The sequence below is a fragment of the Emticicia oligotrophica DSM 17448 genome (assembly GCF_000263195.1).
GTDB lineage: Bacteria > Bacteroidota > Bacteroidia > Cytophagales > Spirosomataceae > Emticicia > Emticicia oligotrophica.
Genome location: NC_018748.1, coordinates 2097475 through 2123319 on the forward strand (window position 1 = coordinate 2097475; position 25845 = coordinate 2123319).

Sequence of the window (25845 nt, forward strand, 5' to 3'; positions counted from 1 at the left end):
CATTTATGTTTAAATCATCTTTTTTCTTAAGTGTTTTGTCATTAATAATTAGTTTATTAAGTCTAATTAATCAATTATTGATAGCACATAAATTTGGTTCATCTACTGATTTAGATGCTTATATTGTTGCATCAAGTATTCCAACGTTTATTTCAGGTACAATTACAGCTGGTTTCAGCTACTCATTAGTTCCTTTTTTGTTACAACAAAGCAAAGAGAAGTATGACGAAATTGTGGTTGCTTTATTGTTTTTTTTATTGTTTGGTACGATTATAATTGTATTGTTGGGTTATTTTGGTTCGAAATATTATTTACTAACTGTTTATCCACAATATAATGAAATAATACTTTTGACAGTTTCAAAGTTTTCTTGGATTTATTGTTTTTGTACTATCTTAATAAGCTTTTTAGGAAGTATTTTTATTGCAATTAAGAAATTTTATATTCCAATGATTCTTGGTAGTTTCCCTTATTTAGGTATAATTTTTGGAGTTTTGCTTTTTGATAGCCAAAATAGTACAATTAATATTGCTTCTGGAGTTTTATTAGGAACAATTGGTTCATTAATAATTAACTTTATTTTGCTTAGAAAGCGAATAGTACTTACAAAACTAAAGAGTTTTAATTGGGAGGTTGTTTTGGATTTCTTTAAACATTTACCATTGGTAGTTGTAGGTATGCTTTGTTTTACAATTTATCAATCAGTAGATTCATATTGGGCTTCAATATTAGGAGTATCAAATTTATCATATTTGAGCTATTGTCAGAGAATAATTATTGCAATTGGTGGGATTGTTATCGTGGGGCCATCAGTAATTTTGATACCCTATTTATCAGAAACTTTAACAAATAAAGGTTATAAAGCCTTTTTATTGATACTTTTGAAAACAATCAAATTGACTATTTTTATCGCCACATTTGTTTGTATTATACTATCAAGTTTCTCTGAAATAATCATAAAAATATTATTTCAAAGGGGTAGTTTTGATAATTTCTCTGTAATTGGGGTTTCTACTGTTCTCCCGTATTTTGCAATAGGAATGATACCAATGATTTGTGTCGTAGTACTTTTTAGGGCAATAATGCTTGTAGATAATGGTAAAAAAGTTGCTATTTTAGGTCTAATTTCATTAGTAATGTATGTATTGTTTTCGTGGATATTCAGTATTTACTGGGGGCTTAAAGGTATAGGGTTAGCCTATATATGCACTTGGTTTACTACATTATTTGCATCACTCAGAATTTTATTCAAGACTAATTCGAGTTTATTTTTTAGTCATGAGAATCTAATTGATTTATTTAAATACACAATCTTAATAGGTCTTGTTAGTATTTTTACAAGCTTTATTAGAGTTTACTTTTTCTTTGAATACAACATTATATTGCAACTGATGCTTTCAAGTCTGTTGGTATTAATTTTATATATTTGTTTAAGTTTTTTGTTAAAAATACAAGAAAATATGTTGTTAATTGATAAAATAAAGCATCAAATAAGTAGAAAATTTTAATCTAAGGCTATCATAGCAAATTTAAATAGTTGTATTTTAATGGATAACATATATTATATTGTTACATTATCAGGCTTATTCCTTCTTACCTTCGTGTATATCTTGAAAAAAGATATTTTATTTGGCGGTATCTATTTTTTTCTTTTTGTATATGTTATTTTTACAGCTATTGGGTATAATTACTTCCCTGAAATATCTGCTTTTATCAAAGCAGATTTTGGACCTGAGATATTCCCCAAGTTTATGATTTTTGTGATTTTGTCTTTTTTTACCTTATTTTTAGTTTTTTTCTTTTTTTTCGATAAAGTTAATAGGAGTAGTAAATATAGGGTTATTAATAACTCTACAAATAAAAAGAGGTTTTTCTTTTTACTAATTTTAATTTTCCATCTTTTAATTCAAATACTCTTCTTTTCAATTAATTATGATGAGTTAAACTATAGTAACTTTTCAGATGAAGATTTTCAGAGTGAAAAAGGAATATCCATTACAATCTTTGGGATATGTTTTAAGCAATCAGTTTCAATTATTATAATTTCTTACATTTACTTGAGATTAAGTAAGTTGGAAGATTTCTCTAAATATAAAAAATTCAATAAAATATTGATGTTTTTTGCAATATCAGAAGTTGTTCTTTTTCTACTTATTGCAACAAAAGTTGGAAACCGTACAGATATATTGGCTGTAATGATTTCGATTTTTATTTTCGAATATCAGTACATAAAAATAGAATCCCAAAAAATAGATTTTAACAAAATAATAAAACTTATACTATTTGTATTTTTTGTATTGTATGGACTTAGCCTGTTGTCTGAGGCTAGGACAGAACAACCAGATAGACTTTTGTATGAAAAGTTTTTATTACAGGATTATTATGCACCCGCACATATTTTGCTTGGAGCGATTGCCTATGACTTTATAAGCCCATTGGAGGTAATCTATTCAAATACAGCCAATGCGTTAATTAAGATTGGATACCCTTATTTACAAACTACAGTAGCCGATTTATTTAACCCAGGTGCTTCAACCAGAAGTGCTAGCTACGCCTTTTATTTGTTTAGCGAAGGATATTTATTTATGGGCTTTTTCGGATTTATTTATAATGGTATTACAGTATTTTTAGGCATTAGTTTATGGAAAAAATTAACTTTGAGTCAAAATGTATATTATAATCTATTTATGATTTCAATAGTAGCCCAGAGAATGGTTACATGTTGTAGGTCACAATCATCTTATTTTGTAAAGGATTTGTACTACTTTTTTATACCCGCAATTTTCTTTATATATCTTATTTCTGGTTTACGACCCAAATTATGAATAAAACTATCTGGATAATTGACCCATATTCTGAATTACCTAATAAAAATTGGAGGAAAGGTCGCTATTTTAGTATGGCAGAGCATTTATCGAATGCAGGTTATAATATTTTGATATGGATTTCTAATTTTTCACATAAAGACAAAAAGAATATTATTGAACTAGAAGGAGATGAAAAATTTCGGATTGTACCTACTTCATACAAAAAGATTAGCTACGTAGTGATAGTAGCATCAGAATACAATGAACATATTTCATTAAAAAGAATATTATATGAATACTATTTTTCTAAGAATTTAAAGCTTGCTGCTGAAAATTTTATAATACCGGATTTAGTTATTTTAAAAGACCCCTCTTTATTTATATTTCCATTTATTAAAAGTAAAATTATAAACAAAGACACTAAAATAATATTTGATATCATTGATTTGTGGCCAGAACTATTTGAACTATTTGTTCCAAGCTTTTTTCGCTCTTTTTCAAAACTAATTTTTGCTCCGCTTTATAAAGTTCGTTCAAACTATCATAAAATAGCCAATGGATTTGTTGCCGTTGCTCCTGATTATTTGCAGATAAATAAAAATAATAAAAAGGCTCCATCAGAAGTAATTTTTTGGGGGGTAGATTATGATGAGATTGAAAAGATAAGAAAACAACCTGATAACCGAATTGTTAGTAAGTACTTAAATGTTAAAGAAGAGACAAGATTATGGGGTATTTATGCGGGAACTTTGGGCAGTAATTATGATATTAATTGTTTGATTGAAGCGGCCAATATTTTAAAAATTAAAACACCAAATCTTGATATTATTATTGCAGGAAGTGGACCATTGCAAGGATACATTTTAAATAAAATAGATGAATATGAATTGTATAATGTTAAATTTATAGGAAGTGTACCTACATTAGATTTGTATCATATTTTAGCATATTGCGATTTTGGATTTTCAACATATTTGAGTAAATCTACTGTTTCTATGCCAATAAAAGTGTATGATTATTTTGCTTTTGGTCTCCCTATCATCAATTCACTTCAAAGGCATTTAGGAGAAATTGTAAAAAAAGAAAAGGTTGGTGTTCAATATTTGGCAGGTGACCCAAGTTCGATGAGTGAAGCAGTATTTGTATTAATTGCGGACATTCAAAGTTTGGAAAAAATGAAAGAAAATGCACTTTTACTAGGGCGTTTATTTGATGAGAATGTTCAATATCGAAAAATAGTGAGTTTTACTAATAAATTATTAGCTTGATGTATTTTTTTCTAAAGAATGTTGTTGATTTTATTATTGCTTTTTTTCTTATCATTATTCTTTCTCCATTGTTTTTCGTCATTATTGCTTTGATTTTTGTTAATGGAGAATTTCCATTCTATTTTCAAAAACGAGTAGGGTTAAACGAAAAGGTATTTACAATTTGGAAATTCAAGACTATGAACGATAAACGAGATGAAAGTGGTGAATTGTTGTCAGATGAAAAAAGATTAACACCTGTAGGAAGATTTATTCGTAAAAGCTCGTTAGATGAGATCCCTCAATTATTTAATGTATTAAAGGGAGAAATGAGTTTAATAGGTCCTCGACCTTTACTAGTTGAATATTTGCCATTATATGATAATTTTCAAAAAAAACGGCACAATGTTAAGCCAGGAATTACAGGTTGGGCACAAGTAAATGGGAGAAATACCCTAACGTGGCAGCAAAAATTTCAATTGGATGTGTGGTATGTAGAAAATATATCTCTATTATTAGATGTTAAAATATTATTATACACAATTATTAAAGTTGTAAAGTCTGAAGGTATTTCTTCTGATGGTTCAGTAACAATGGAAAAATTTAAAGGTAATTTATAAGTTATGTTACTTTATGGAGCTAGTGGACATGCCAAGGTGATACTGGAGGCACTTAATGCCACACATACAAAGGTAAGTGGAATTTTTGATGATAATATTTCAATAAAAAAAATACTTGATTTTGAAGTGATTGGAACTTATGAAAGCCATTTATTTATGAATGATAGTATCATAGTTGCTATTGGAGATAATATGATTAGAAGGGCGATTGTAAAAAAAATAACTCATAAATTTGGGGTTTGTTTCCATCCATCTGCACTTATTTCAAAGTATACTGAAATTGGAGAAGGGACTGTCATATTTCAAAATGCAATTTTGCAACCCTCTGTAAAGATAGGCAAACACGTAATTATCAATACTAAATCAAGTGTTGATCATGATTGTATTGTAGGAGACTTTGTACATATTGCCCCAAATGCTACTTTATGCGGAGGAGTTAAGGTTGGAGACGGGACATTAATAGGTGCAGGTGCAGTAATATTACCAAATGTAGAAATAGGTGAGAATTGTATAATTGGTGCAGGCTCAGTAGTAGTTAGAAATATAAGTAATAATTTAACAGTAAAAGGAAATCCATCGAAGTAAATGAAGAAAATTTGGCTATCGTCACCTCATATGGGTGGAAATGAGCAAAAATATGTTCAAGAGGCATTTGATACAAACTGGATTGCTCCTTTAGGCCCTAACGTTGATGGTTTTGAAAGAGAAATGGCTAAATACCTGTCTATATCAAGTGTTGCAGCATTGAGTAGCGGTACTGCGGCAATACATCTTGCTTTGATATTAGCTGGTGTACAGCAGAATGATTATGTTTTATGTCAATCTTTTACATTTTCAGCTTCAGCTAACCCAGTATTATATCAAGGTGCTATACCTATTTTTATAGATAGTGAAAGAGAAACATGGAATATTTGTCCAGTATTATTGAGGGATGCAATTGCTGATTGTCATAAAAAGAAAATTTACCCTAAAGCATTAATTGCCGTTCATCTTTACGGAATGCCATCACAAATTATAGAAATAAAAAGGATTTGTGATGAATTTGGTATTGTCCTGATTGAAGATGCAGCCGAAGCATTAGGTTCATCGATAAATGATAAAAAATTAGGTACCTATGGGCATTTTGGCGTTTTTTCCTTCAATGGAAATAAAATCATTACTACATCCGGAGGAGGGGCATTGGTATCAGATTCGAAAGAGTATGTTGATTATGCAAAATTTTTAGCAACCCAAGCCAGAGATGATGCTCCACATTATCAACACTCACAAATTGGATATAATTATAGGATGAGTAACCTATGTGCGGGTGTAGGAAGGGGTCAATTAGAAGTGCTTCAAGAAAGAATTGCACAGAGAAGACGTAATTATTATTATTATCAAGAAAGTTTGAAAGAATATAAAATTTTCTTTTTGCAAGAACCGAAAGGTTTTTTCTCTAATCGATGGTTGAGTTGTGTACTATTTGAAAGTTTTGAAGTAAGGGAGCAAGTAAGAATGGGTTTGATAAAGGAGAATATTGAGTCTCGACCATTATGGAAACCAATGCATTTACAACCCGTTTTTTATCAAACCCCAAATTACGTAAATGGTGTTTCAGAGAACCTTTTTAATACAGGTTTATGCTTACCTTCAGGGTCAAATTTAATAGTGGAAGAATTAGAGAGAATAGTAGAAGTAATAAAAAAAATAATTTACCATTAAATAAAATTTATGGAAAGGGTTTTGTATCTATAAAAGTTCCATTTAACTTTAAAATATAATTATGTATCAAAAGGAAATGTATAAAATGATGAAGAAAAATTTTATTTTATTGGCTTCGACTATTGGAATAATAGCAACGAGTCAGGTCTTTGCTCAGAAAGATAATATAGGGATTGGTACTACAAAGCCAGACCAGTCTGCAGTGTTAGATATAAGCTCAACAAATAAAGGATTGTTGATGCCAAGAATGACATTACAACAGAGAAATTCAATTCAAAATCCTGCCAAAGGTTTGATAGTATATCAAACAGATTTTGTTTCAGGGTTTTATTATAACGATGGTAATGAATGGAAGTCGTTAGGAAATAATTTATCTGAAAAATCAGTAGCAGCTGACCCAAATGACTGGAGCATGCTCGGAAATACAGGTACAAATCCAGCAACTAACTGGTTAGGTACTAATGATGCTACTCCGTTGGCTTTTAAAGCAGGGGGTAGTTATGCTGGTTTCCTAGATGCGGGGAAGTTTAATACTGCTTTTGGGCCTGGTGCTGGTGCTGCTTTTAGTAATACAAGTACTACTGTCAACCATAACTTAGCGTTAGGTTATGCCGCATTACAAAACAATAATGCATTAAATCCAACAGTAGGTATTACCGGATACAATATAGGCATCGGTAGTTTAGCATTGACTAATGCAACTACCGCGACTGCAAACGTTGGACTTGGTTTTCAAGCATTAAGAGATTGCCAATCATGTTATTATAACTTAGCAATCGGAACATCAGCTTTAGCTGGTTTAACAACAGGAAACTCGAATGTTGCAATTGGAACAACGGCAATGGCTAGCAACAATGGTACAAATAATGTTGCAATTGGATTCCAAGCTGGTTTCAGTAATACTGGTACTGCATCTGGAAATACTTTTATAGGTTATCAAGCCGGTTACAGTGAAACTGCATCAAACAAGCTGTATATTTCCAACTCAAATACAGCTACCCCTCTTGTTTATGGAGACTTTGCGACAAAATATCTTGCTGTAGGTGAAGTAGCTGCAGCAGACCGTGCCGCTGCAAATTCTGGGGGCTATCGACTTTTAGTAAAAGGAGGTATGATTACTGAGAAAATTAAAGTAGCTGTGGCTGGTACTGCAGATTGGGCAGATTACGTATTTGAACCAACTTATAAATTGATGTCACTCGACAAGGTGGAGTCCTTCATTAAGGAAAACAAGCATCTCCCTAATGTACCATCTGCCGAGGATATGTCTAAAAATGGTTTAGATGTAACACAAACATCTGCTAAATTGATGGAGAAAATAGAGGAACTTACCTTGTATATAATTGAAATGAACAAAGAAATTAAGGCTTTAAAAGAAGAAAGTGCAAAATTAAAAAATAAATAATAATTAAGTTTTGAAAAAGTCCTGTTATGTTTTATCACAACAGGACTTTTTTGTTTGTCAAAAAATAAAATAATTCAAAATATAACTATTAATACTTGAAATAGCTATCTAATAGAGTATTTTTGTTGGCAAAATTCCACCTTCGATATAATAAATAAATATGGTAAAACAAGTACTACATAAATATGCAAATCAGTTTGCCTCAAAACAGTTAATCCTTTTTATTGACTGCGTGATTTGTCTCGTAGCATTTAGTATAGCAGTTTTTTTAAGGTTTAATTTAGAATTTGTATATATCTCTCCTGTTATATATAAGTATCATTTATTTTTAGTGGTGATAGTAAGGATATTATCATTTTATTTATTTAAATCATATCAAGGAATAATTAGACATTCAAGCTCAGAAGACGCAACTTTACTATTTAAAGCAATTTCACTTGGTACTGGTATTTTAACAGGGTTGTCATTGATTTCAAGAAATGATGACAAACTTATTTATTTTGAAATACCAGTATCAATTTTAGCCATTGACTATTTTATTTGTTTGTTCATGTTGATTTCAAGTAGGTTTGTTGTGAAAATAACCTATGAGAATTTGCTTCACGGGTTTGTTAGAGAAAAGCCTGTAATAATTTATGGCTCTGGTGAGCTGGGGCTTCTTGTTAAAAATACGCTACAAAGTGATAAAAAATTTAAGTATCAAATTTTATGCTTTATAGATGATAATAAAAGTAAAGTTCATAAGATGATACAAGGAATAAGGGTACTCAATAAAGAAGAGACCTTAAAAAGGTACTTTACAGATGGACTTGTCTTTCCTGAGGTTATTTTAGCAATCCAAAATCTAAGTATTCAACAAAGGTTGTCAATTACAGAGGATTTCTTAGATATGGGTGTCATCATCAAGTCAGTACCTACTGCAAATAAATGGCTTAATGGGGAACTAAATATTAGACAAATTCAAAATGTAAAAATTGAGGATTTATTAGAAAGAGAGCCAATTAAAATAAACAACAAATTTGTATCTCAATTTTTGACAAATAAGAAAATATTAGTTACAGGTGCTGCAGGATCAATTGGAAGTGAAATAGTTCGTCAACTTTTAAATCATAATCCAAAAGAACTTTTACTTCTTGATCATGCAGAATCAGCCTTGTACGATTTGGAAACAGAGTTATTCAGACTTAAAAAAAAATCAGTTGAAGGTTATTTAAGTCAAATTAAGACGGAGGTAGTTGATATTACTGATGAAAAAGCTCTAAGAAGTGTTGTCAAAGATTTTATGCCTCAAGTGGTATTCCATGCTGCCGCTTATAAACATGTACCATTAATGGAAAAAAATCCATATAATGCAGTCAAAGTCAATGTATTTGGAACAAGAAATATAGCTAATCTTTCAACTGAGTTAGGTGTGGAAAAGTTTGTATTTATTTCAACAGACAAAGCAGTAAATCCTACAAATGTAATGGGAGCCACCAAAAGACTCGCTGAAATGTATGTACATAGTTTAAATGCACAACACTCAAATGATACAAGATTTATCATTACAAGATTTGGTAATGTATTAGGGTCCAACGGTTCTGTGATTCCAGTCTTCAAAAAGCAAATTGAAGCTGGTGGCCCTATAACGGTTACGGATAAAAATGTAATAAGATATTTTATGACAATTCCTGAGGCATGCCAATTAGTATTGGAAGCCGGAACAATGGGAAAAGGAGGAGAAATTTTTGTTTTTGATATGGGTGAGCCAGTGAAGATTATTGATCTTGCAAAAAAAATGATTCAGTTATCAGGATTAGAGATAAATAAAGATATCGAGATTCAGTTTACAGGATTACGACCAGGAGAAAAACTGTATGAGGAGTTACTAAATACTAATGAAAATACATTACCTACCTATCACCCAAAAATTATGATAGCTAAAGTAATTTCATCTAATTATGAAGCATTAAATTCTAATATTCTTCATTTACAAGCAATTTTAAATACAGTTGATAATAATGAGATAGTTGTAAAATTAAAGGAGATTGTTCCAGAATTTATTAGTAATAATTCAGAGTATGAAAAATTAGATGCTTTAAAAGAATCTGCTTAAGCTTAGTTGTGTGCCTAAAGAACCATTTAAAACTGTATTAGAGTCATAACTAATGTTGAATGTGAAAAAGTATTTTTGATACATAAATTGTGAGGATTGAAGTATTGAAAATTGTTTAGTTTTAAGGAGGGGAGTGCCAAAGATTCCATAATTTTTTGTAAAACTTGCTTTTGTAGTTAGAGAATATCTACTTATGTTATATTTAACACCTGTAATTACTCCTCGGACTTTATTATTTAGAATAAATGATGGTAAGTAGAATTTTGTTAAGTCAGAGTAATTAGCAAAATTATTAACAGGGATTGTATAAAATGGTAACATAAAGGGAGTCCCAATTGTATTGTTTTTATATGTCCAATTATAAAGGGTATTATTAAAGTAGTTGTCTCTTCCTCTAAGTTCAGGGATTGTGCTTTCACTTGATAAATCTCCCCCCTGATTGGTAGTATTTAAATATTCTATATTTAGTCCAATTAACCCAGTTTTATTTTTTGTTTTTATGGAAAGACCAAGAATACCATCATTAATATTGCTTAAATAATATAGACTACCGTCATCATATATGCTCTGTCTATAAATAAAGATTGTACTTTGGGGTAATTCTATTTCCATTCCAATATCAATACTCCCTAAATGATTTCCTGTTCTATTCCATGCATCATTAATAGGTACACCTTTTATATCGGTTCCTCCTTCGTTATTTAAACTGATACCAGTAATTACATTTAAATAAGTATTAAAATCATTTCCATAACTGGTAATTAACTTTTCTGTTTGAGGTTCAATATATGGCTTATTGGGTTTTCCCCCCCACTGGACTTGATGATTGAAGCCACCATATAGTTTTATTCTCCAATTTGGTTTGCCGATTCTCCCATAAAGAGTTTTTTGATGTAAAAAAAAATCATTGGTTTCTCCCTGGTTTCCAAACCAACCATGTGCAAAGCTCCCCTTTATTGAGATTAAACCATGACCAACTATAGAGGTATAGTTAGGTATTGAAATTTGAATTTTTGGAATAGGGAGTGCATTCCCAGACCAGACATAAGGCCCAGATGAAAGCATGGTATCTGCTAAACCTACAAGCTCTTTCCTTCTACCTGCATAGAATTCAAATGCTCCAAAACGCACTTTTAAGTATGCTTCTTGCAATAAAAAATTACTTTTTTTACCAGCATTAATGACTGCCCCTAAGCCATACCCATAATCAAATTTTTTAAGTTTATTTTTTTTGAGAATCGTTGTGGAATCATACTCTTTATGTGTACTACTTCTTACAGTGAAAAAATTGCTTTCAAATGGTACAATGCCATATTGCTTGGAGCGAAGCCAAAAAGGGGTGGTTCCAGATGTAGATAAATATGTGCCAACTTCTAAATGATACTTATTTCTCGAGAAGAAGTTTTGTGCAAAAGAATTAATCGCACTAATATTTATTATTAGTACGTAGATATGGAACTTTCTAATCATATTAAATTACCTTATTAGCAAAAATTGTCCGGACTTTATTAGCTCTTTTCCATCATCAAGTTTTGCGTAGATTTTAAAGGAATAGTTATCAATGGGAGCGTTTACATTCTGATATTTACCATCCCAACTTTCTGTAGCATTACTTGTTGTAAAAACAGGGTTACCCCATCGATTAAAAATTTGAAATTCAAAGTTAATGATTCTTCTTGTATTTCCTTTAACTAATAACTCATCATTTTTACCATCTCCATTGGGTGTGAATGCATCAGGTAAAAATATACTAACATTGATTGGGATTGAAAAAATATTTGAAAAACTTTCTTTCCCATTTGACGAAGTGGCTTTGATTCTATATTTGGCCACTACTTCGAAGTTATCTAAATTAGGAGAAAAAGTTGTTTCATTCGCATTCTTAATGGTTTCGGTATTAAGAATATTTGTTTGTTCGTCAAAAAACTGAACATAAAATTTATCAATTGCGGTCGCACCAAACGGAGAATTATTAGTCCATTCTAAATCCCTGCCAATAGTTTGCTTAAGATTAATTGTACATAAACTTGGTGAAGGGGTAGAGGTACTACCACATTCGTCTTTAAAGCCAACCTTATAACAAAAAGATTGAGTTGAAGCGTCAATAGTAGCGTCAATAAATTGCTTATTTAAAGTACCACTATTAATAGAAGTAAGACCGCCATTTTCGACTCTGTAGAAAATATACTCCTTACGTTGCAAGGTCCAAGGGCTATTATCATTGATATTAATCTCAACTTGATTATTTTCTTTTACTGTAACTAAAGATTCCGTGATAGGGGTAGCTGCTATTTCTTTTCTATCTACACAAACCTGTTTTGAAACGCTTTTTCCAGTAAAAGCATTATAATAAATCTGACCTTGTGTATCGGAAATAACCTGATAACAATATTTTTTTGAACAATTAACAGTTTCCTGAAAGGTTCCTCCTAGTCCATTCGCATTAATTAGTGGAAGTAGAGTGCCATTTTCTTTTTTTTGAATTTTTTGAGAGGAATTTAAATATCTTCCAAATGATGTATTATTAGAAATTCCTGTCATTTCAGTAGGATACTCTTTCCAGGTGATTATATTAGCACTTTCTTGAGGAATGACATTATTGAGCACAACAGTACATATTTCAGCAGATTGCTCTATACCACAGGAAATAGAACGTTTTATATAAAAGCAATATGATTTTGTTGTATCTGGAATGGTAATGTTCATAGTGCCTGGTTTAATATTGCTTTGTATAGGTGTTGTAGGGTAAGGTGTACCCTGCGGAGTCATGAATAAATCATATCCATTTTCTTGAAAACTACCCTTTATTTCTAACTTTGCAGTTTTTGCTGTTAATAATTCAAGCCTATTTATGTTAGGATAGAATGCTTGTGTGTAGCCTGAAGGAAAAGCACTTGGAGTTAAAATCGGTAAGGTTATTGAACCAGGGGAGGGGCAATTAGTACCACCATTAAAAAAGCCTTCAATTTTAATATCTCGCGGTAAATTTAGCGTTCTCACCTTTCTATAAGGAAGCTGATTTTTTGCAATTACTTCAGGGACACCTCCGTCTCCCCATGAGATATTATAGTAATCATAATCATTGATTTTATCATCCTTGGGAATAATTACCTCAACGTTTTGATTATTACAAGTTGAATATGATGCTTTCGGTTGAGTATTATCTCTCACATAAACCACATCACAATAGTACATATCTCTCCCACCCTTTTTGCCAAATTGGAGAACTGTATATTGCCCTGCAGCAAGGAAGGTATATTTAGTGTCAGTTTGAGAAGGAGTTGAGTTAATATCCAACCCAGGAGTATAACCAAAAATATACTTTACCCCTGTTCCTCCTGAATTATCTCTTAATTTTATTTCTTGTCCAATGCAAGCGGTTGATGGGCCATCAAAAGTAAATCCACCTCTTTCAACGCCAGCCTTAGTACACAAGTCATCTTGTGCAAACAAGGTTGTTGAAAACAATAAAAGTAGAAATATCCTCGAACGCGTATTCATAAATGGGTAATTCGCCTATATTAATTACAAAAATGCATATAATTAACGTATTACAGATGGATTAAATCTTGATTTATTTTGTTTTTTATTTAATGGCTGAAAATTATAACTTTTCAAATTCAACTTTTAGCATAATATTCATTTAAGTATAAAAAATCGTATCTTTGCACCCTCAAACTAAACAGAATTACATAAGGATTATAAGATAGCTGCATTTTTGTGAAAATGTCAATCGAGAGTCATCTTATAATATTTAATAAATGCTTAATTCTGTCTATCTCTTATTATCATGCAATACAAAGAATATAAATCAGTCAACTATGCGGCAATTGCCGATGAAATTTTAGCTTTCTGGAAAGAAAACAAAATCTTCGAGCAATCAATTGAAGTACGTGAGGGTTCGCCAACTTTTACATTTTTCGAAGGCCCACCATCTGCAAATGGTACTCCGGGTATTCACCACGTAATGGCTCGTTCGATTAAAGATATTTTTTGTCGCTACAAAACTCTTCGAGGTTTCCAAGTAAAACGTAAAGGTGGCTGGGATACCCACGGCCTTCCAGTAGAACTTCAAGTAGAGAAAGAATTAGGCATTACAAAAGAAGATATTGGTAAAAAGATAAGTGTTGAAGAGTATAACCAGAAATGTCGTGAAACGGTAATGCGTTTTACTGACCAATGGGATGAATTGACTGAAAAAATGGGTTATTGGGTTGACCTAGAAAATCCTTATATTACCTATAAAAACGAATATATTGAAAGTATTTGGTACTTACTTAAAGAGTTTTATAATAAAGGATTACTCTATAAAGGATATACCATTCAACCCTATTCTCCAGCAGCGGGAACTGGCTTGAGTTCGCACGAATTGAATATGCCGGGTACCTACAAAGATGTGAAAGATACATCTTTGACAGCCCAATTCAAGGCAAAGAAAAGTTCAAAATCAGATTTTTTGTTTGAATCTGCTCAAGGAGGTGATGTATATATTCTTGCATGGACAACCACTCCGTGGACACTTCCTGCAAACTCTGCTCTTACAGTAGGGAAAAATATTGATTATGTGTTGGTGAAAACTTTCAATCCATATACCTATTTACCTGTAAATGTAGTTTTGGCAAAAGACCTAATCGGCAAGTATTTTTCTGAGAAAGGTAAAGATGGAGATTTCGATGGCTTTGCTGATTCTGATAAAAAGCTTATTCCTTGGACAATCATCGCTGAATGTAAAGGCTCTGATTTAGATGGAATCGAATACGAACAATTATTGCCTTATGTACAGCCAGAAGTTCCTGCGTTCCGCGTAATTATTGGCGATTTTGTAACTACCGAAGATGGTACGGGTGTTGTTCATACTTCTCCAACTTTTGGTGCTGATGACTTTAGAGTTTCTCAACAACACGGTATTCCTTCAATCATGGTTAAAGATGAGAATGGAAAAGATGTGCCTGTGGTTGACCGTCAGGGACGCTTTGTGAAAGAAATTACCGATTTTGCCTTAGAATATGTGAAGGAAGCTTATTTGTCTGATGAAGAAAAGGAAGCAGAACGTATCAAACAAGGGCGTGATAAATATCTTTCGGTCGATGAGCGAATTGCCATTAAACTGAAAACTGAAAATAAAGCATTCAACGTACAAAGATACGAGCATACTTACCCGCATTGCTGGCGTACTGACAAACCAGTACTTTATTACCCACTTGATAGCTGGTTTATTCGCACAACTGCCATGAAAGAAAAATTGGTAGAGCTAAATAAAACCATCAACTGGAATCCAGAAAGTACAGGTACTGGGCGTTTTGGCAATTGGCTTGAAAATTTGGTTGACTGGAACTTAAGCCGTAGCCGTTATTGGGGAACTCCATTGCCAATTTGGCGTTCGGAAGATGGCGAAGAGGTATGTATTGGTTCGGTACAAGAATTAATCAATGGCTTGAAACACGCATTGAATGATGATGTTTTAAGTGAAGAACAAAAAGAGAAAAATGCTTCTTTTATTAGTTCGTACGAAGCTAATAACTTCGATTTACACCGCCCATTTGTTGATGAAGTTTTCTTGGTTTCGGCAAGTGGAAAATTAATGAAGCGTGAAACTGATTTAATTGACGTTTGGTTTGATTCTGGAGCGATGCCATTCGCACAATGGCATTATCCGTTTGAAAATAAAGAAATTTTTGATGCAAATTATCCTGCCGATTTCATTTCAGAAGGTGTTGACCAAACTCGTGGTTGGTTTTTTACACTACATGCTATTTCTGGAATGTTATACGATTCGGTAGCATTTAAAAATGTAGTTTCTACTGGTTTGGTTTTAGATAAAAATGGCAATAAAATGTCAAAACGTTTGGGTAATGCCATTGACCCATTCGATACTTTATCTAAATACGGTGCTGACCCAACCCGTTGGTACATGATTACGAATGCCGAACCTTGGGATAACCTTCGTTTCAACCTTGATGGTATCACTGAAGTTCGTAATAAGTTCTTCGGTACGCTTACCAACACTTATAATTTCTTTGCACTTTATGCAAATCTTGATAATTATAAGATGTCTGAAACTGACAGAGTTCCTTACGAGAGTCTCCCAGAAATGGATCGCTGGATTCTTTCAAAACTCTATACATTAATTAAAGAAGTTGGCGAGCAATTTGATCAATATAATCCTACTAAAGCAGGTCGTTTGGTGCAAGATTTTGTTTGCGACCAACTTTCAAACTGGTATGTGCGTTTGTGTCGTCGTCGTTTCTGGCAAGGAGAAATGACTGAAAATAAGAAAGCGGCTTACGAAACGCTTCATAAGTGTTTGGTTACAGTTGCTCAGTTGATGTCGCCAATTGCTCCATTTTATGGCGAATGGCTCTATAAAAACATGACAGATTCAGTGCGTGAAGAAGCCAAAGCGAATAATTCTCCGCTTCGCCATTATTCTGTAAACTTTACCGAATGGCCAGTGTATGATGCCGCTTGGGTAGATGCAAATCTTGAAACTTCGATGGAACTATCGCAAACGGTTTCTTCGTTAGTTCACTCATTGCGTAAAACACATAAAATTAAAGTTCGTCAACCATTACAAAGAATCTTAATTCCGGTATTGTCTGAAAGTACTCGTGAGCAAATTCGTCACGTAGAAGATATTATCAAATCGGAGGTGAATATCAAAGCCATTGAATATATCGATGATGATTCTGGTGTATTGAAAAAGAAAGTAAAACCAAACTTCAAAGCCCTTGGCCCGAAATATGGTAAGGATATGAAAGAGGTTGGTAATGGCATTACCTCAATGACCAATGAAGATTTGAAGCTTTTAGAGAAAACAGGTGAGTTTTTAATCAAAACGGCTACTTCTCAATTCTTAATTACTTTAGCTGATGTCGAAATCCAAACTGAAGATGTACCAGGTTGGTTAGTAGCTTCAGATAAAGGTATTACTGTTGCCTTAGATATTAATATTTCAGAAGAATTACGCCAAGAAGGTATCGCTCGTGATTTTGTCAATCGTGTACAAAACTACCGTAAAGATACTGGCTTCGAGGTGACAGATAAAATCAGCATTCAGTTGCAAAATAATAATGATATTTTGGCTACTGCTGTAGAAACAAATCGTGATTACATAAGCCAAGAAGTACAGGCTCTTTCTTTAGAAATTCTGAATGAAAAGCCAAATAATGCAGTTGAAATAGAAATGGACGAATTTATTCTGGTGGTAAATATCAGTGTAGTTGCCTAATATTGGTTCTTCATAAAGTCTAAAATTTAAAATCCCTTGCTGAGCAATCGGTAAGGGATTTTTGTTGAATTGTCATTTTGGTGTAAACAAAAAAACCTGATAATCAGTTGATTATCAGGTTTTTAATTTCAGTGGTGATGGACGGGATCGAACCGCCGACACAAGGATTTTCAGTCCTTTGCTCTACCAACTGAGCTACATCACCATTTGTTTAGTGATTTCACCACTGTGTTCCCGTTGTTTGGGACTGCAAAATTAGACAAAAGTTTTTTAATACCAAATTTATCTCATGAAAAAATTAAATATTTTTTTTCATGCTTGACATGAGCATCTTTTTTACGATATTTGTAATGTTATGCAAGCATACTAATTTGGTTCGATTATCAAACCAAAATCTAAATTAGAAAAACATTTGTTCGTCAGAGGTTTTTACTGACCAATAGCACATTCAACCAATTAAAGACTATGCAAATCATCTCGCAAATCTTGTTCTTAGTTGCTTTAGGGGTGGCAGCCTATTTTATTAGTCGCCGAGTAATGCTCATTAAAAGCACCATTCAGTTAGGTAGAGCCGAAGACCGTTCTGATAACCCTTCAGAGCGTTTACGTACAATGTTGCTCATTGCTTTTGGGCAAAAAAAGATGTTTACAAGGCCAATTGTTGGTTTAATGCACTTTATCATTTATGCGGGTTTTGTAATTATCAATATTGAAGTGCTGGAAATCATGATTGATGGTATCTTTGGAACGCACCGTATTTTTGCTGAACCGCTCGGAAGTTTCTATGATTTCTTGATAAATTTCTTCGAAGTTTTAGCTCTTGGGGTTGTACTTGTCTGTGTGGCATTCTTGGTTAGGAGAAATATTACAAAAGTTGAGCGACTACAAGATAGCCGTCACCGAGAATTGAAAGGCTGGGCTACAAAAGATGCTAATATCATTCTTATTACTGAGATTTTATTGATGTGGGCTTTTTTGAGCATGAACGCCGTAGATACAATTCTTCAGGAAAGAGCCGTTGGACATTATGCTGAAGTAATTACAGGAGATTTCTGGGTAAGTCAGTTTTTGAAACCAATATTTATGAGTTGGTCCGACTCGGGTTTGGCCATTTATGAGCGAACTGCATGGTGGTTTCATATTTTAGGTATTATGGCGTTTGCAACTTATGTAACTTACTCTAAGCACTTGCATATCTTTTTGGCGTTTCCGAATACTTATTTCTCAAACCTTAAAGCCAAAGGTGAAATGACCAATATGCCAACTGTTACGAAAGAAGTAAAAATAATGCTTGGCTTAGCCGAAGCAGATGCTGAACCAGCCGAGGTTGGTAGATTTGGTGCAAAGGATGTAAAAGACCTTTCTTGGAAAAACCTTATGGATGCTTATAGCTGCACCGAGTGTGGCCGTTGTACTTCTTCTTGTCCTGCGAATATGACAGGGAAGCAGCTTTCTCCACGTAAGATTATGATGGATACCCGTGACCGCCTCGAAGATATTCAAAAGGGTTGGTTAGCCAGCGATAGAAAAGCTCCAATTGCTGAATTTGAAGATGGTAAAAGCCTCATGGGCGATTACATTTCTGAGGAAGAAATTTTGGCCTGTACTACGTGTAATGCTTGCGTACAAGAGTGTCCGATTAACATTAGTCCGCTTGATATTATCTTACAATTACGTCGCTATAAGGTAATGGAGGAGTCACAAGCACCTGCTTCTTGGAATGGAATGTTCTCAAATTTAGAAAATAATATGGCTCCGTGGAAATTTTCGCCGAGTGACCGTTTCAATTGGATTGAAAATTTAAAATAGTTAAAGTACAATAAAAAGGCAATTAAGCGGTGTAGTATATTAAAAAATTTAAATAAAAAATAGACTTTCTAATAAGGAGTCTATTTTTTATTTAAAAATTAAACATTTTATTTAAAAAATCGTTTTGTACTTAAAGGATATTTTTTTTAACTTTACAGAGATTCGTATAATAAATTACTGTAATATTTAAAGCTTTTAACTATTATATTAGTTACGATACTAAGCTCTAAAGTGCATTTTATAACCAACCACCTATGAAACGATTTAATTCTTCAATGTTTATGCAATGGGTTATTTTTATGCCCTTGTTATTACCAATTGCCGTAGTGAGCGGGGCTTTCGAAGGAATGAAAAAGGTATTTGAACGTGCTTCTGCTGATATTATTGAAAACGATTCTATAACTCCATTCGAGGCTTAAATAAAGTTTTCAACAGTTGATTTGAGTTGTGGTAACGACAAAGCTCCTGATTGTCGCCATTTGAGTTCGCTTTTTTGGAAAAGCATTAGGGTAGGTACACCCGAAACTCTATATTTGGCTGCTAACTTGGGGTTTTGATCAACATCTATTTTTACTATTCTTAATCTATCACCCATATCTTGGGCTAATTGCTGGAGTGTAGGCGTAAGTGCCTGACACGGGCCGCACCACGTAGCAAAGAAATCAATTAAGATTGGTTTCTCAGAAGCTATTAATTCTTCAAATGTTCCTGTCATAATATTGTTTTTATTTACTTAGAAAACATTTTATTTGCCTACCAAGTTTCATTTCTAACAATTAGCTTTTAGTTTGACTACGGTTCGCCCTACTCTACTAAAGGTCATAGGCAAAAATGTAATCAAAACATCAGGATTATCTTTGGAAGAAGCCTATTTGATTCTAAGCATAATTGGCAATCTGTAGCAAGCTTGATGCGGTATTGCCTTATTGAATCGAAATTATTTCGGACTTTAGGTAAGTAATTGATTCTAAATATCTTGCAAAAGATAAGTATTGTTAAATCTTTATAATTAAGAACATTAACCTAAAGAAATTCGAAATTTAAACACTAAATTATTAAAAGACTTTTACTTGAAACTGATAAAGTTCCATCATTCAACACTAAGTTTCTACTATATTTGCATATAATAATCTTCATTAATATTCAACCTAACAATGGAAAACATTTCAAGAAGAAATCTACTCAAAACTTTTGGTCTGACCGCTGGAGGTCTATCTTTATTTAATATTGAATCATTGGCGGAAGAATTAGATGCAAATGAATATGAGATTCCGCACGATGAACGTTATGTGGCACTTGATAAACCTGTAACGGCCATTGTTTTGGGGGCGGGAAATCGTGGGAATGTTTATGGACGTTTCTCATTGGCTTTCCCTAATGAGTTAGATATTGTTGGTGTAGCCGAGCCCATACCGTTTCGAAATGACCGTTATGCCAAAGCACATAATATAGAAGATAAGAATAGATTTAAAACTTGGGAAGATGTATTTAAAGTGCCTAAGTTTGCCGATGCAATAATTATTTCTACGCCAGATACACTTCATTATGGCCCAGCCATGAAGGCTCTCGAAATGGGATACGATGTTTTGCTCGAAAAACCCATTTCGCCATCTATGCAAGAATGCTTAGATATTCTGAAAATGGCTCAAAAAACCAAACGTGTGATAGCCGTTTGTCATGTTTTGCGTTATACGCCGTATTTCCGAAAACTGAAAGAAATTACAGATAGCGGACAGTTCGGTAAACTCATCAGCGTAAGTCACCTTGAAGGTATCGAGCATGTACACATGGCACACTCATACGTGCGAGGAAACTGGCATGTTTCAAAAGATACAAACCCAATAATTTTGGCAAAATCGTGCCATGATTTAGACATACTTCGTTGGCTAATTAATAAACCTTGTAAAAGTGTTTCTGCACATGGTTCGCTCACATGGTTTAAGCGAGAAAACGCACCCGAGGGAAGTACCGAACGCTGTACGGATGGGTGTAAGGTAGAAGCAACGTGCCCATTTTCAGCTATTAAGGTTTATCATAAAGAGCGTAAACGCATCAATGTTTTAGATGTAACCGATGATTTGAGCAAACAAGGGGATGAAATTTTAGAGAAATTGAAAACTTCTCAGTATGGTAGATGTGTTTATAGAATGGATAACGACCAACCAGACCATTACACCGCTACCATGGAATTTGAAGGTGGAACAACCGTGAGCTTTGCTATGGAAGCATTTACCTCATTTGAGCATCGCAAAACACGTTTGATGTTTTCGCACGGTGAAGTTTGGGGCGATATGGATTTAATACAAACTTATGATTTCCGAACGAAGCAAACAACCAGTTGGCGAGCTACCGACCAACCAGAATATAAAAATCAGGCTTCGGGGCATGGCGGAGGAGATTATGGTTTAGCTCGAAATTTTGTACAGGCAGTAGCTCAACAAAAACCAGAGTTACTTACATCAACAATCGAAGCTTCAATCGAAAGTCATGTGATGGGCTTTATGGCCGAGAAGAGTCGTTTAGGCAAGCAAATGGTAGAAGTAAAAATATAATAGCGAATAGGTGAAAAATTCGTTTTAAAGAACAAAAAAATGCGTAAACTAATAGTGTTATTGGTGTGTCTTAGTTTCTTTTCTTGTAAAAAGAAAGAAGCTAATTTTGGGAAGTTTGATTTACAAAGTTTCAAAACTGACCGTGGTGGTTGTGAAGGGAAAAGAGAAAAATTAGTAGAAGATTTAAAAACCCAAAAGAATAATATTCTAGGTTTGACTGAAAATCAAGTAGTTGACAACTTGGGTCGTTATGATTTTCAAATTCTTAGTCGCCGCAATGAAAAGGTTTTTGTCTATTATTTAGAAAAAGGCCCACAATGTGAAATGATTCAAAATCCAACGCAAGCACGTTCGATGATTCTTTATTTCAATGCTGCCAGCTTGGTGAAAGAAGTATCGTTTCAGTATGGAAGTCCAGTTGAGTAATAGAAAGCTTCTGTAATTATTCGAATTCTTTTCTGTCTGACATATTTTCTTTTGTTTTAAAAAATATTTCGATAAAAAATTTTGATTTCTAAAATCAACCGTTACTTTTGCATCACAAGAGCAACAAATGCAATTAATTTTATCAAGTAGAAATGACTCAATATTCGAACATAGTTAAATTCTGGTGGTGGCGTCCTGCAAAATAGGATGAACAGAATTGCTATGTGAATATACATATCAAATATTAAGCGAAGCGGCTTACTGTTCATCCAGTAAGCCGCTTTTTTTTGACCAAAATTTTTTAAAATATACTTATGCAGTCAGTTTTTAAAATCTCAACTCGCCATAAACGCTTACTTGCCGATACACTCACGCCAGTAGGTATTTTCCAGCGTTTGCGTGGGCAATACCCACATTCGGTGATTCTCGAAAGTGCCGATTACCACGCCATGCATAACAGCTTTAGCTATATAGCTTGCGATGAAGTAGCGAGTTTTCAGTTAGATAATGATATTGTTACGCAGAAGTTTCCTGATGGAACAGTTGAAACTTTTCCGCTCGAAAAACGCAAAGATGGGGTAAAGGTTTTGCAAGAATTTGCTTCAAAGTTTGAAAACCCATCGAGTGAGTTTTCATTTATTACCAATGGACTTTTCGGTCATATTACTTATGATTCAGTAGAATATTTCGAAGATATCGAGATTCAAGATAAAAGCTCTGAAACCGAAATTCCTCAAATTCTTTACAGAGTTTATCGCTACGTAATAGCTATCAACCACTTCAGAGATGAGCTTTATATTTTTGAGCATACATATACACCTGATGGACAAGAACCGCAAATTTCGGAAGATGGCTTAGAAACTTTGGAGTTTTTTGTGAAAAACCCTAAAGTTTCAACGAGTAATTTCAAAGCTGTTGGTGAGGAATCAACCAATATAGATGATGACTCAATGCGAGAAATTATTCATAAATGTATTGGTCATTGTTTACGTGGCGATGTTTTCCAGATTGTTCCTTCTCGTCGTTTTTCTCGTCAATTCGAAGGTGATGATTTTAATGTTTATCGTGCATTACGTTCAATCAATCCATCGCCGTACTTATTCTATTTTGATGGCGGCAACTATCATATTTTTGGTAGCTCTCCCGAAAAACAAATTTTTATCAAAGATGGCCAAGCAGAGATTCACCCAATTGCGGGAACTTTCAGACGAACAGGTGATGACGAACACGACCGAGAATTAGCTCGCCAGCTTCATGCCGACCCTAAAGAATCGGCTGAGCACGTGATGTTAGTAGATTTAGCTCGCAATGATTTATCTCGTAGTGCTGAAAATGTAAAAGTAGAGACTTTCAAAGAAGTACAGTTTTACAGCCACGTAATTCACTTAGTTTCGAAAGTAACGGGCAAAATGCACGAAGGAACAAATCCATTACAATTAGTGGCTGATACTTTTCCAGCGGGAACACTTTCGGGAGCACCGAAACATAACGCCATGACAATCATCAATCGTTTTGAACCAACTAATCGTAGTATTTATGGTGGAGCTATTGGTTTCATGGATTTCAAAGGAAATTTCAATCACGCCATTGCTATTCGAACGTTTTTGAGTAAAAACAATACTCTTTTTTATCAAGCAGGAATGGGTGTTGTGGCAAAATCAGATGTTGAACTCGAAATGAAAGAGATTCATCTAAAATTAGCAGCTCTAAGAAAAGCAATCGAAATGGCGGGTGAGATTTAAATAAATTAGCACTTTGTTAAAAATTAACACCTGACTATTCCCCCTTGTGCGTTGGTAAGTGCGGATATGCCGAAGGGGGTTAGGGGGATGTAAAACAAACACAAATGCCTAAACCCAAAAAAATAATTCCTTATGAACCACATCTAAAACTTTTGGCTAGGGAACTTAGGAAAAATAGTACCTTATCTGAGGTTTTACTTTAGAATAAAATAAAAAGTAAAGTTTTTGGAGTCGAGTTTCATCGACAAGTACCGATTCGTAGATACATTATTGATTTTTATTGTCACGAACTAATGTTGGCAATTGAAATAGATGGAGATTCGCATATTGGTAAAGAAGTAGATGATAAAATAAGACAGCATGAACTGGAAAATGATGGAGTGCAATTTTTGAGGTTTAGTGATTTGGAAATAAAAAAAGAGATGAACAAGGTTTTAAAGGAAATTGAAATTTGGATTACAGAGAATAAAGATTTTTAATTAAACATAACCAATAATACATCCCCCTGCCCCCTTCAAAGGGGGAATTATTCGACAAGAAAGGGAATGTAAAAAACAGCAAAGACATGAAATTTTTAGTTTTAGATAATTACGATTCATTTGTATATAACCTTGTCTATATCTTGAAAGATTTGGGTGGCGATGTAGATGTATTTAGAAATGACAAGATTGCCATTGAAGAAGTAAAAAAATACGACAAAATCTTGCTTTCACCGGGCCCCGGAATTCCAGAAGAAGCAGGCATCATGCTCGATTTGATTAAAGAATACGCCGCAACAAAATCAATTTTTGGCGTTTGTTTGGGGCACCAAGCAATCGGCGAAGCGTTTGGTGCAAAATTACATAACATGGGTGAAGTACTGCATGGTGTAACAACTAAGTGTATAATTACCGACCCCAATGAGGTGTTATTCCAAGGTGTTCCTTCTGAAATAGAAGTATGCCGTTATCACTCATGGACTGTTGTTCCTGAAACAATGCCAGCCGACTTAAAAATTACAGCTATTGATGAAAAAGGTTTTGTAATGGCCGAAGCCCATCAAAAGTATGATATTCGTGGCGTACAATTTCATCCAGAAGCCTATCTTACACAACACGGTGTAAAAATGGTTGAGAATTGGATGAAATGTTAGGCAAATTTTGAAATCTGTTGTCGGTTTTAATTCCAAGCAATATTTAAAGTAGATGAAAAAATATTTAAACTTACTGGTAGAAAAACAATCACTTACCAAAGAACAGGCTCAAGAAGCCCTTTTACAAATCGGACAAGGTGAAGCTAATCATTCTCAAATAGCGGCATTTTTGATGGGAATTCAACAAAAAGGCATTACTGTTGATGAACTTGAAGGTTTCCGAGAAGCCATGCTCTCTTTAGCTGTGCCGTTGAATTTAATAGAGTTTGATGCCATGGACATTGTCGGAACGGGTGGCGATGGTAAGGATACCTTCAATATTTCTACTACTTCGGCTTTTGTTTTGGCAGGAGCTGGCCAAAGAGTTGCTAAGCACGGAAACCATGGGGTTTCATCTTCAGTTGGGTCGAGTACTGTTTTAGAACATTTGGGCGTAAAGTTTACAAATGATGAAAGTTTCTTGAAACAAAAACTTGAAACAGCGGGTATCTGCTATATGCATGCTCCACTTTTTCATCCAGCCATGAAATACGTGGCCCCCATTCGTAAAGAACTGGGCATGAAAACGTTCTTTAACATTTTAGGCCCTTTGCTCAATCCAGCAAAAGTGCAAAAGCAGTTTTCTGGAGTCTATAACCAACCAGTATTTGAGCTTTATGCAGAGCTTTTTGGGCGTTCAGCAGCTAAATTTGCAATTATATATGATTTAGCTGGGTATGATGAAATTTCTTTAACCGATAATTTCCAAATTTCAACTCATACAAATAAAATAAAGCAAGTGCTTGACCCCCAAAGCTTCGGGTTTGGTCCTCAAAAACAATCGGATATTTATGGTGGAGGAACCATTGAAGAATCGGCAGAAATTCTATTGAATGTTTTAAATAATCAAGCAACTGCAGCTCAAACAAATGTAGTTTTGGCCAATGCAGGTTTTGCCTTATGTATTGCCCAAAATATAAGTGTAGAAGAAGGTATTGCCCGAGCGAAAGAATCAATCGAAAGCGGAAAAGCCTTAAACAGCATGAAAAAATTAATACAATAGATGAAAAGAATGTATTTCGTTCTTGATTCTACATTTTTC

Annotated in this window: 20 protein-coding genes and 1 tRNA gene; 17 read left to right on the top strand and 4 right to left on the bottom strand. The window is 33.7% G+C overall.

What is annotated here, in order from left to right; genetic code table 11:
• The first annotated feature begins 5 nt into the window (after positions 1–5).
• The 8 genes from EMTOL_RS08660 to EMTOL_RS08695 all read left to right on the top strand — a co-directional run bounded on the left by EMTOL_RS08660 (position 6) and on the right by EMTOL_RS08695 (position 9875).
• On the top strand, positions 6–1508 hold the full coding sequence (locus EMTOL_RS08660) for a lipid II flippase MurJ (RefSeq protein WP_015028903.1): 1503 nt from the start codon (positions 6–8) through the stop codon (positions 1506–1508).
• Between the two features lie 102 nt (positions 1509–1610).
• Entirely contained in the window at positions 1611–2825 is a 1215-nt protein-coding gene (locus EMTOL_RS08665) for a hypothetical protein (protein WP_305953205.1), read from the top strand.
• On the top strand, positions 2822–4075 hold the full coding sequence (locus EMTOL_RS08670) for a glycosyltransferase (RefSeq protein ID WP_015028905.1): 1254 nt from the start codon (positions 2822–2824) through the stop codon (positions 4073–4075). Before EMTOL_RS08665 ends, EMTOL_RS08670 begins: the two co-directional genes overlap by 4 nt.
• Positions 4075–4674, top strand: a complete 600-nt coding sequence (locus tag EMTOL_RS08675) for a sugar transferase (RefSeq protein ID WP_015028906.1) — start codon at positions 4075–4077, stop codon at positions 4672–4674. Before EMTOL_RS08670 ends, EMTOL_RS08675 begins: the two co-directional genes overlap by 1 nt.
• Before the next feature lie 3 nt (positions 4675–4677).
• Positions 4678–5259: an acetyltransferase gene (locus tag EMTOL_RS08680; RefSeq protein ID WP_015028907.1), complete on the top strand. Its 582-nt coding sequence runs from the start codon at positions 4678–4680 to the stop codon at positions 5257–5259.
• A complete protein-coding gene (locus EMTOL_RS08685; RefSeq protein WP_015028908.1) occupies positions 5260–6375 on the top strand; it encodes a DegT/DnrJ/EryC1/StrS family aminotransferase in 1116 nt (371 codons plus the stop codon).
• A gap of 61 nt (positions 6376–6436) precedes the next feature.
• Positions 6437–7780, top strand: coding sequence for a phage tail-like protein (locus EMTOL_RS08690; RefSeq protein ID WP_015028909.1), 1344 nt, complete (start codon positions 6437–6439; stop codon positions 7778–7780).
• Positions 7781–7940: 160 nt separating this feature from the next.
• The gene (locus tag EMTOL_RS08695; RefSeq protein ID WP_015028910.1) at positions 7941–9875 is read left to right on the top strand and encodes a polysaccharide biosynthesis protein; all 1935 of its coding nucleotides are present in this window, start codon (positions 7941–7943) and stop codon (positions 9873–9875) included.
• Here the strand turns inward: EMTOL_RS08695 and EMTOL_RS08700 are convergent.
• Together EMTOL_RS08700 and EMTOL_RS08705 are read right to left on the bottom strand one after the other, a co-directional pair.
• Positions 9858–11345, bottom strand: coding sequence for a capsule assembly Wzi family protein (locus tag EMTOL_RS08700; RefSeq protein WP_015028911.1), 1488 nt, complete (start codon positions 11343–11345; stop codon positions 9858–9860). The genes EMTOL_RS08695 and EMTOL_RS08700 overlap by 18 nt on opposite strands.
• 6 nt (positions 11346–11351) lie before the next feature.
• The gene (locus tag EMTOL_RS08705) at positions 11352–13328 is read right to left on the bottom strand and encodes a T9SS type B sorting domain-containing protein (RefSeq protein ID WP_305953206.1); all 1977 of its coding nucleotides are present in this window, start codon (positions 13326–13328) and stop codon (positions 11352–11354) included.
• Positions 13329–13665: 337 nt separating this feature from the next.
• On the opposite strand from EMTOL_RS08705, the gene ileS reads away from it, so the two are divergent.
• The gene (gene ileS / locus EMTOL_RS08710; RefSeq protein ID WP_015028913.1) at positions 13666–17103 is read left to right on the top strand and encodes an isoleucine--tRNA ligase; all 3438 of its coding nucleotides are present in this window, start codon (positions 13666–13668) and stop codon (positions 17101–17103) included.
• Positions 17104–17235: 132 nt separating this feature from the next.
• Here ileS and EMTOL_RS08715 read toward each other — a convergent pair.
• A tRNA-Phe gene (locus tag EMTOL_RS08715) sits at positions 17236–17308 on the bottom strand.
• Between the two features lie 260 nt (positions 17309–17568).
• Here EMTOL_RS08715 and EMTOL_RS08720 point away from each other — a divergent pair.
• Both EMTOL_RS08720 and EMTOL_RS22400 read left to right on the top strand, forming a co-directional pair.
• Positions 17569–18912, top strand: coding sequence for a (Fe-S)-binding protein (locus EMTOL_RS08720; protein WP_015028914.1), 1344 nt, complete (start codon positions 17569–17571; stop codon positions 18910–18912).
• Positions 18913–19166: 254 nt separating this feature from the next.
• Complete coding sequence (locus EMTOL_RS22400) at positions 19167–19331, top strand: hypothetical protein (protein ID WP_305953207.1); 165 nt, start codon at positions 19167–19169, stop codon at positions 19329–19331.
• On the opposite strand, the gene trxA is transcribed toward EMTOL_RS22400, so the two are convergent.
• Positions 19328–19627, bottom strand: a complete 300-nt coding sequence (trxA, locus tag EMTOL_RS08725; protein WP_015028916.1) for a thioredoxin — start codon at positions 19625–19627, stop codon at positions 19328–19330. The genes EMTOL_RS22400 and trxA overlap by 4 nt on opposite strands.
• Before the next feature lie 439 nt (positions 19628–20066).
• Between trxA and EMTOL_RS08730 the strand changes: the two genes are divergently transcribed.
• The 6 genes from EMTOL_RS08730 (at position 20067) to trpD (ending at position 25806) form a co-directional block, all read left to right on the top strand.
• Entirely contained in the window at positions 20067–21464 is a 1398-nt protein-coding gene (locus EMTOL_RS08730; RefSeq protein ID WP_015028917.1) for a Gfo/Idh/MocA family protein, read from the top strand.
• 39 nt (positions 21465–21503) lie between these two features.
• Positions 21504–21890 (top strand): hypothetical protein, encoded by a 387-nt coding sequence (locus tag EMTOL_RS08735; RefSeq protein ID WP_015028918.1) that lies wholly within the window; start codon positions 21504–21506, stop codon positions 21888–21890.
• Positions 21891–22204: 314 nt separating this feature from the next.
• Positions 22205–23632, top strand: coding sequence for an anthranilate synthase component I family protein (locus EMTOL_RS08740; RefSeq protein ID WP_015028919.1), 1428 nt, complete (start codon positions 22205–22207; stop codon positions 23630–23632).
• Positions 23633–23841: 209 nt separating this feature from the next.
• Entirely contained in the window at positions 23842–24111 is a 270-nt protein-coding gene (locus EMTOL_RS08745) for an endonuclease domain-containing protein (RefSeq protein ID WP_305953293.1), read from the top strand.
• Between the two features lie 86 nt (positions 24112–24197).
• Positions 24198–24764, top strand: coding sequence for an anthranilate synthase component II (locus EMTOL_RS08750; RefSeq protein WP_015028920.1), 567 nt, complete (start codon positions 24198–24200; stop codon positions 24762–24764).
• Positions 24765–24816: 52 nt separating this feature from the next.
• Positions 24817–25806 (top strand): anthranilate phosphoribosyltransferase, encoded by a 990-nt coding sequence (gene trpD, locus EMTOL_RS08755; protein ID WP_015028921.1) that lies wholly within the window; start codon positions 24817–24819, stop codon positions 25804–25806.
• The last annotated feature ends 39 nt before the right edge of the window (positions 25807–25845 follow it).

What these genes read in the sequence shown, in the direction of transcription:
- EMTOL_RS08660 (WP_015028903.1), top strand. Translation starts at nt 6, where the DNA reads ATGTTTAAATCATCTTTTTTCTTAAGTGTTTTGTCATTAATAATTAGT.
- EMTOL_RS08670 (WP_015028905.1), top strand. Translation starts at nt 2,822, where the DNA reads ATGAATAAAACTATCTGGATAATTGACCCATATTCTGAATTACCTAAT.
- EMTOL_RS08675 (WP_015028906.1), top strand. Translation starts at nt 4,075, where the DNA reads ATGTATTTTTTTCTAAAGAATGTTGTTGATTTTATTATTGCTTTTTTT.
- EMTOL_RS08680 (WP_015028907.1), top strand. Translation starts at nt 4,678, where the DNA reads ATGTTACTTTATGGAGCTAGTGGACATGCCAAGGTGATACTGGAGGCA.
- EMTOL_RS08685 (WP_015028908.1), top strand. Translation starts at nt 5,260, where the DNA reads ATGAAGAAAATTTGGCTATCGTCACCTCATATGGGTGGAAATGAGCAA.
- EMTOL_RS08690 (WP_015028909.1), top strand. Translation starts at nt 6,437, where the DNA reads ATGTATCAAAAGGAAATGTATAAAATGATGAAGAAAAATTTTATTTTA.
- EMTOL_RS08695 (WP_015028910.1), top strand. Translation starts at nt 7,941, where the DNA reads ATGGTAAAACAAGTACTACATAAATATGCAAATCAGTTTGCCTCAAAA.
- EMTOL_RS08700 (WP_015028911.1), bottom strand. Translation starts at nt 11,345, where the DNA reads ATGATTAGAAAGTTCCATATCTACGTACTAATAATAAATATTAGTGCG.
- ileS (WP_015028913.1), top strand. Translation starts at nt 13,666, where the DNA reads ATGCAATACAAAGAATATAAATCAGTCAACTATGCGGCAATTGCCGAT.
- EMTOL_RS08720 (WP_015028914.1), top strand. Translation starts at nt 17,569, where the DNA reads ATGCAAATCATCTCGCAAATCTTGTTCTTAGTTGCTTTAGGGGTGGCA.
- EMTOL_RS22400 (WP_305953207.1), top strand. Translation starts at nt 19,167, where the DNA reads ATGAAACGATTTAATTCTTCAATGTTTATGCAATGGGTTATTTTTATG.
- trxA (WP_015028916.1), bottom strand. Translation starts at nt 19,627, where the DNA reads ATGACAGGAACATTTGAAGAATTAATAGCTTCTGAGAAACCAATCTTA.
- EMTOL_RS08730 (WP_015028917.1), top strand. Translation starts at nt 20,067, where the DNA reads ATGGAAAACATTTCAAGAAGAAATCTACTCAAAACTTTTGGTCTGACC.
- EMTOL_RS08735 (WP_015028918.1), top strand. Translation starts at nt 21,504, where the DNA reads ATGCGTAAACTAATAGTGTTATTGGTGTGTCTTAGTTTCTTTTCTTGT.
- EMTOL_RS08740 (WP_015028919.1), top strand. Translation starts at nt 22,205, where the DNA reads ATGCAGTCAGTTTTTAAAATCTCAACTCGCCATAAACGCTTACTTGCC.
- EMTOL_RS08750 (WP_015028920.1), top strand. Translation starts at nt 24,198, where the DNA reads ATGAAATTTTTAGTTTTAGATAATTACGATTCATTTGTATATAACCTT.
- trpD (WP_015028921.1), top strand. Translation starts at nt 24,817, where the DNA reads ATGAAAAAATATTTAAACTTACTGGTAGAAAAACAATCACTTACCAAA.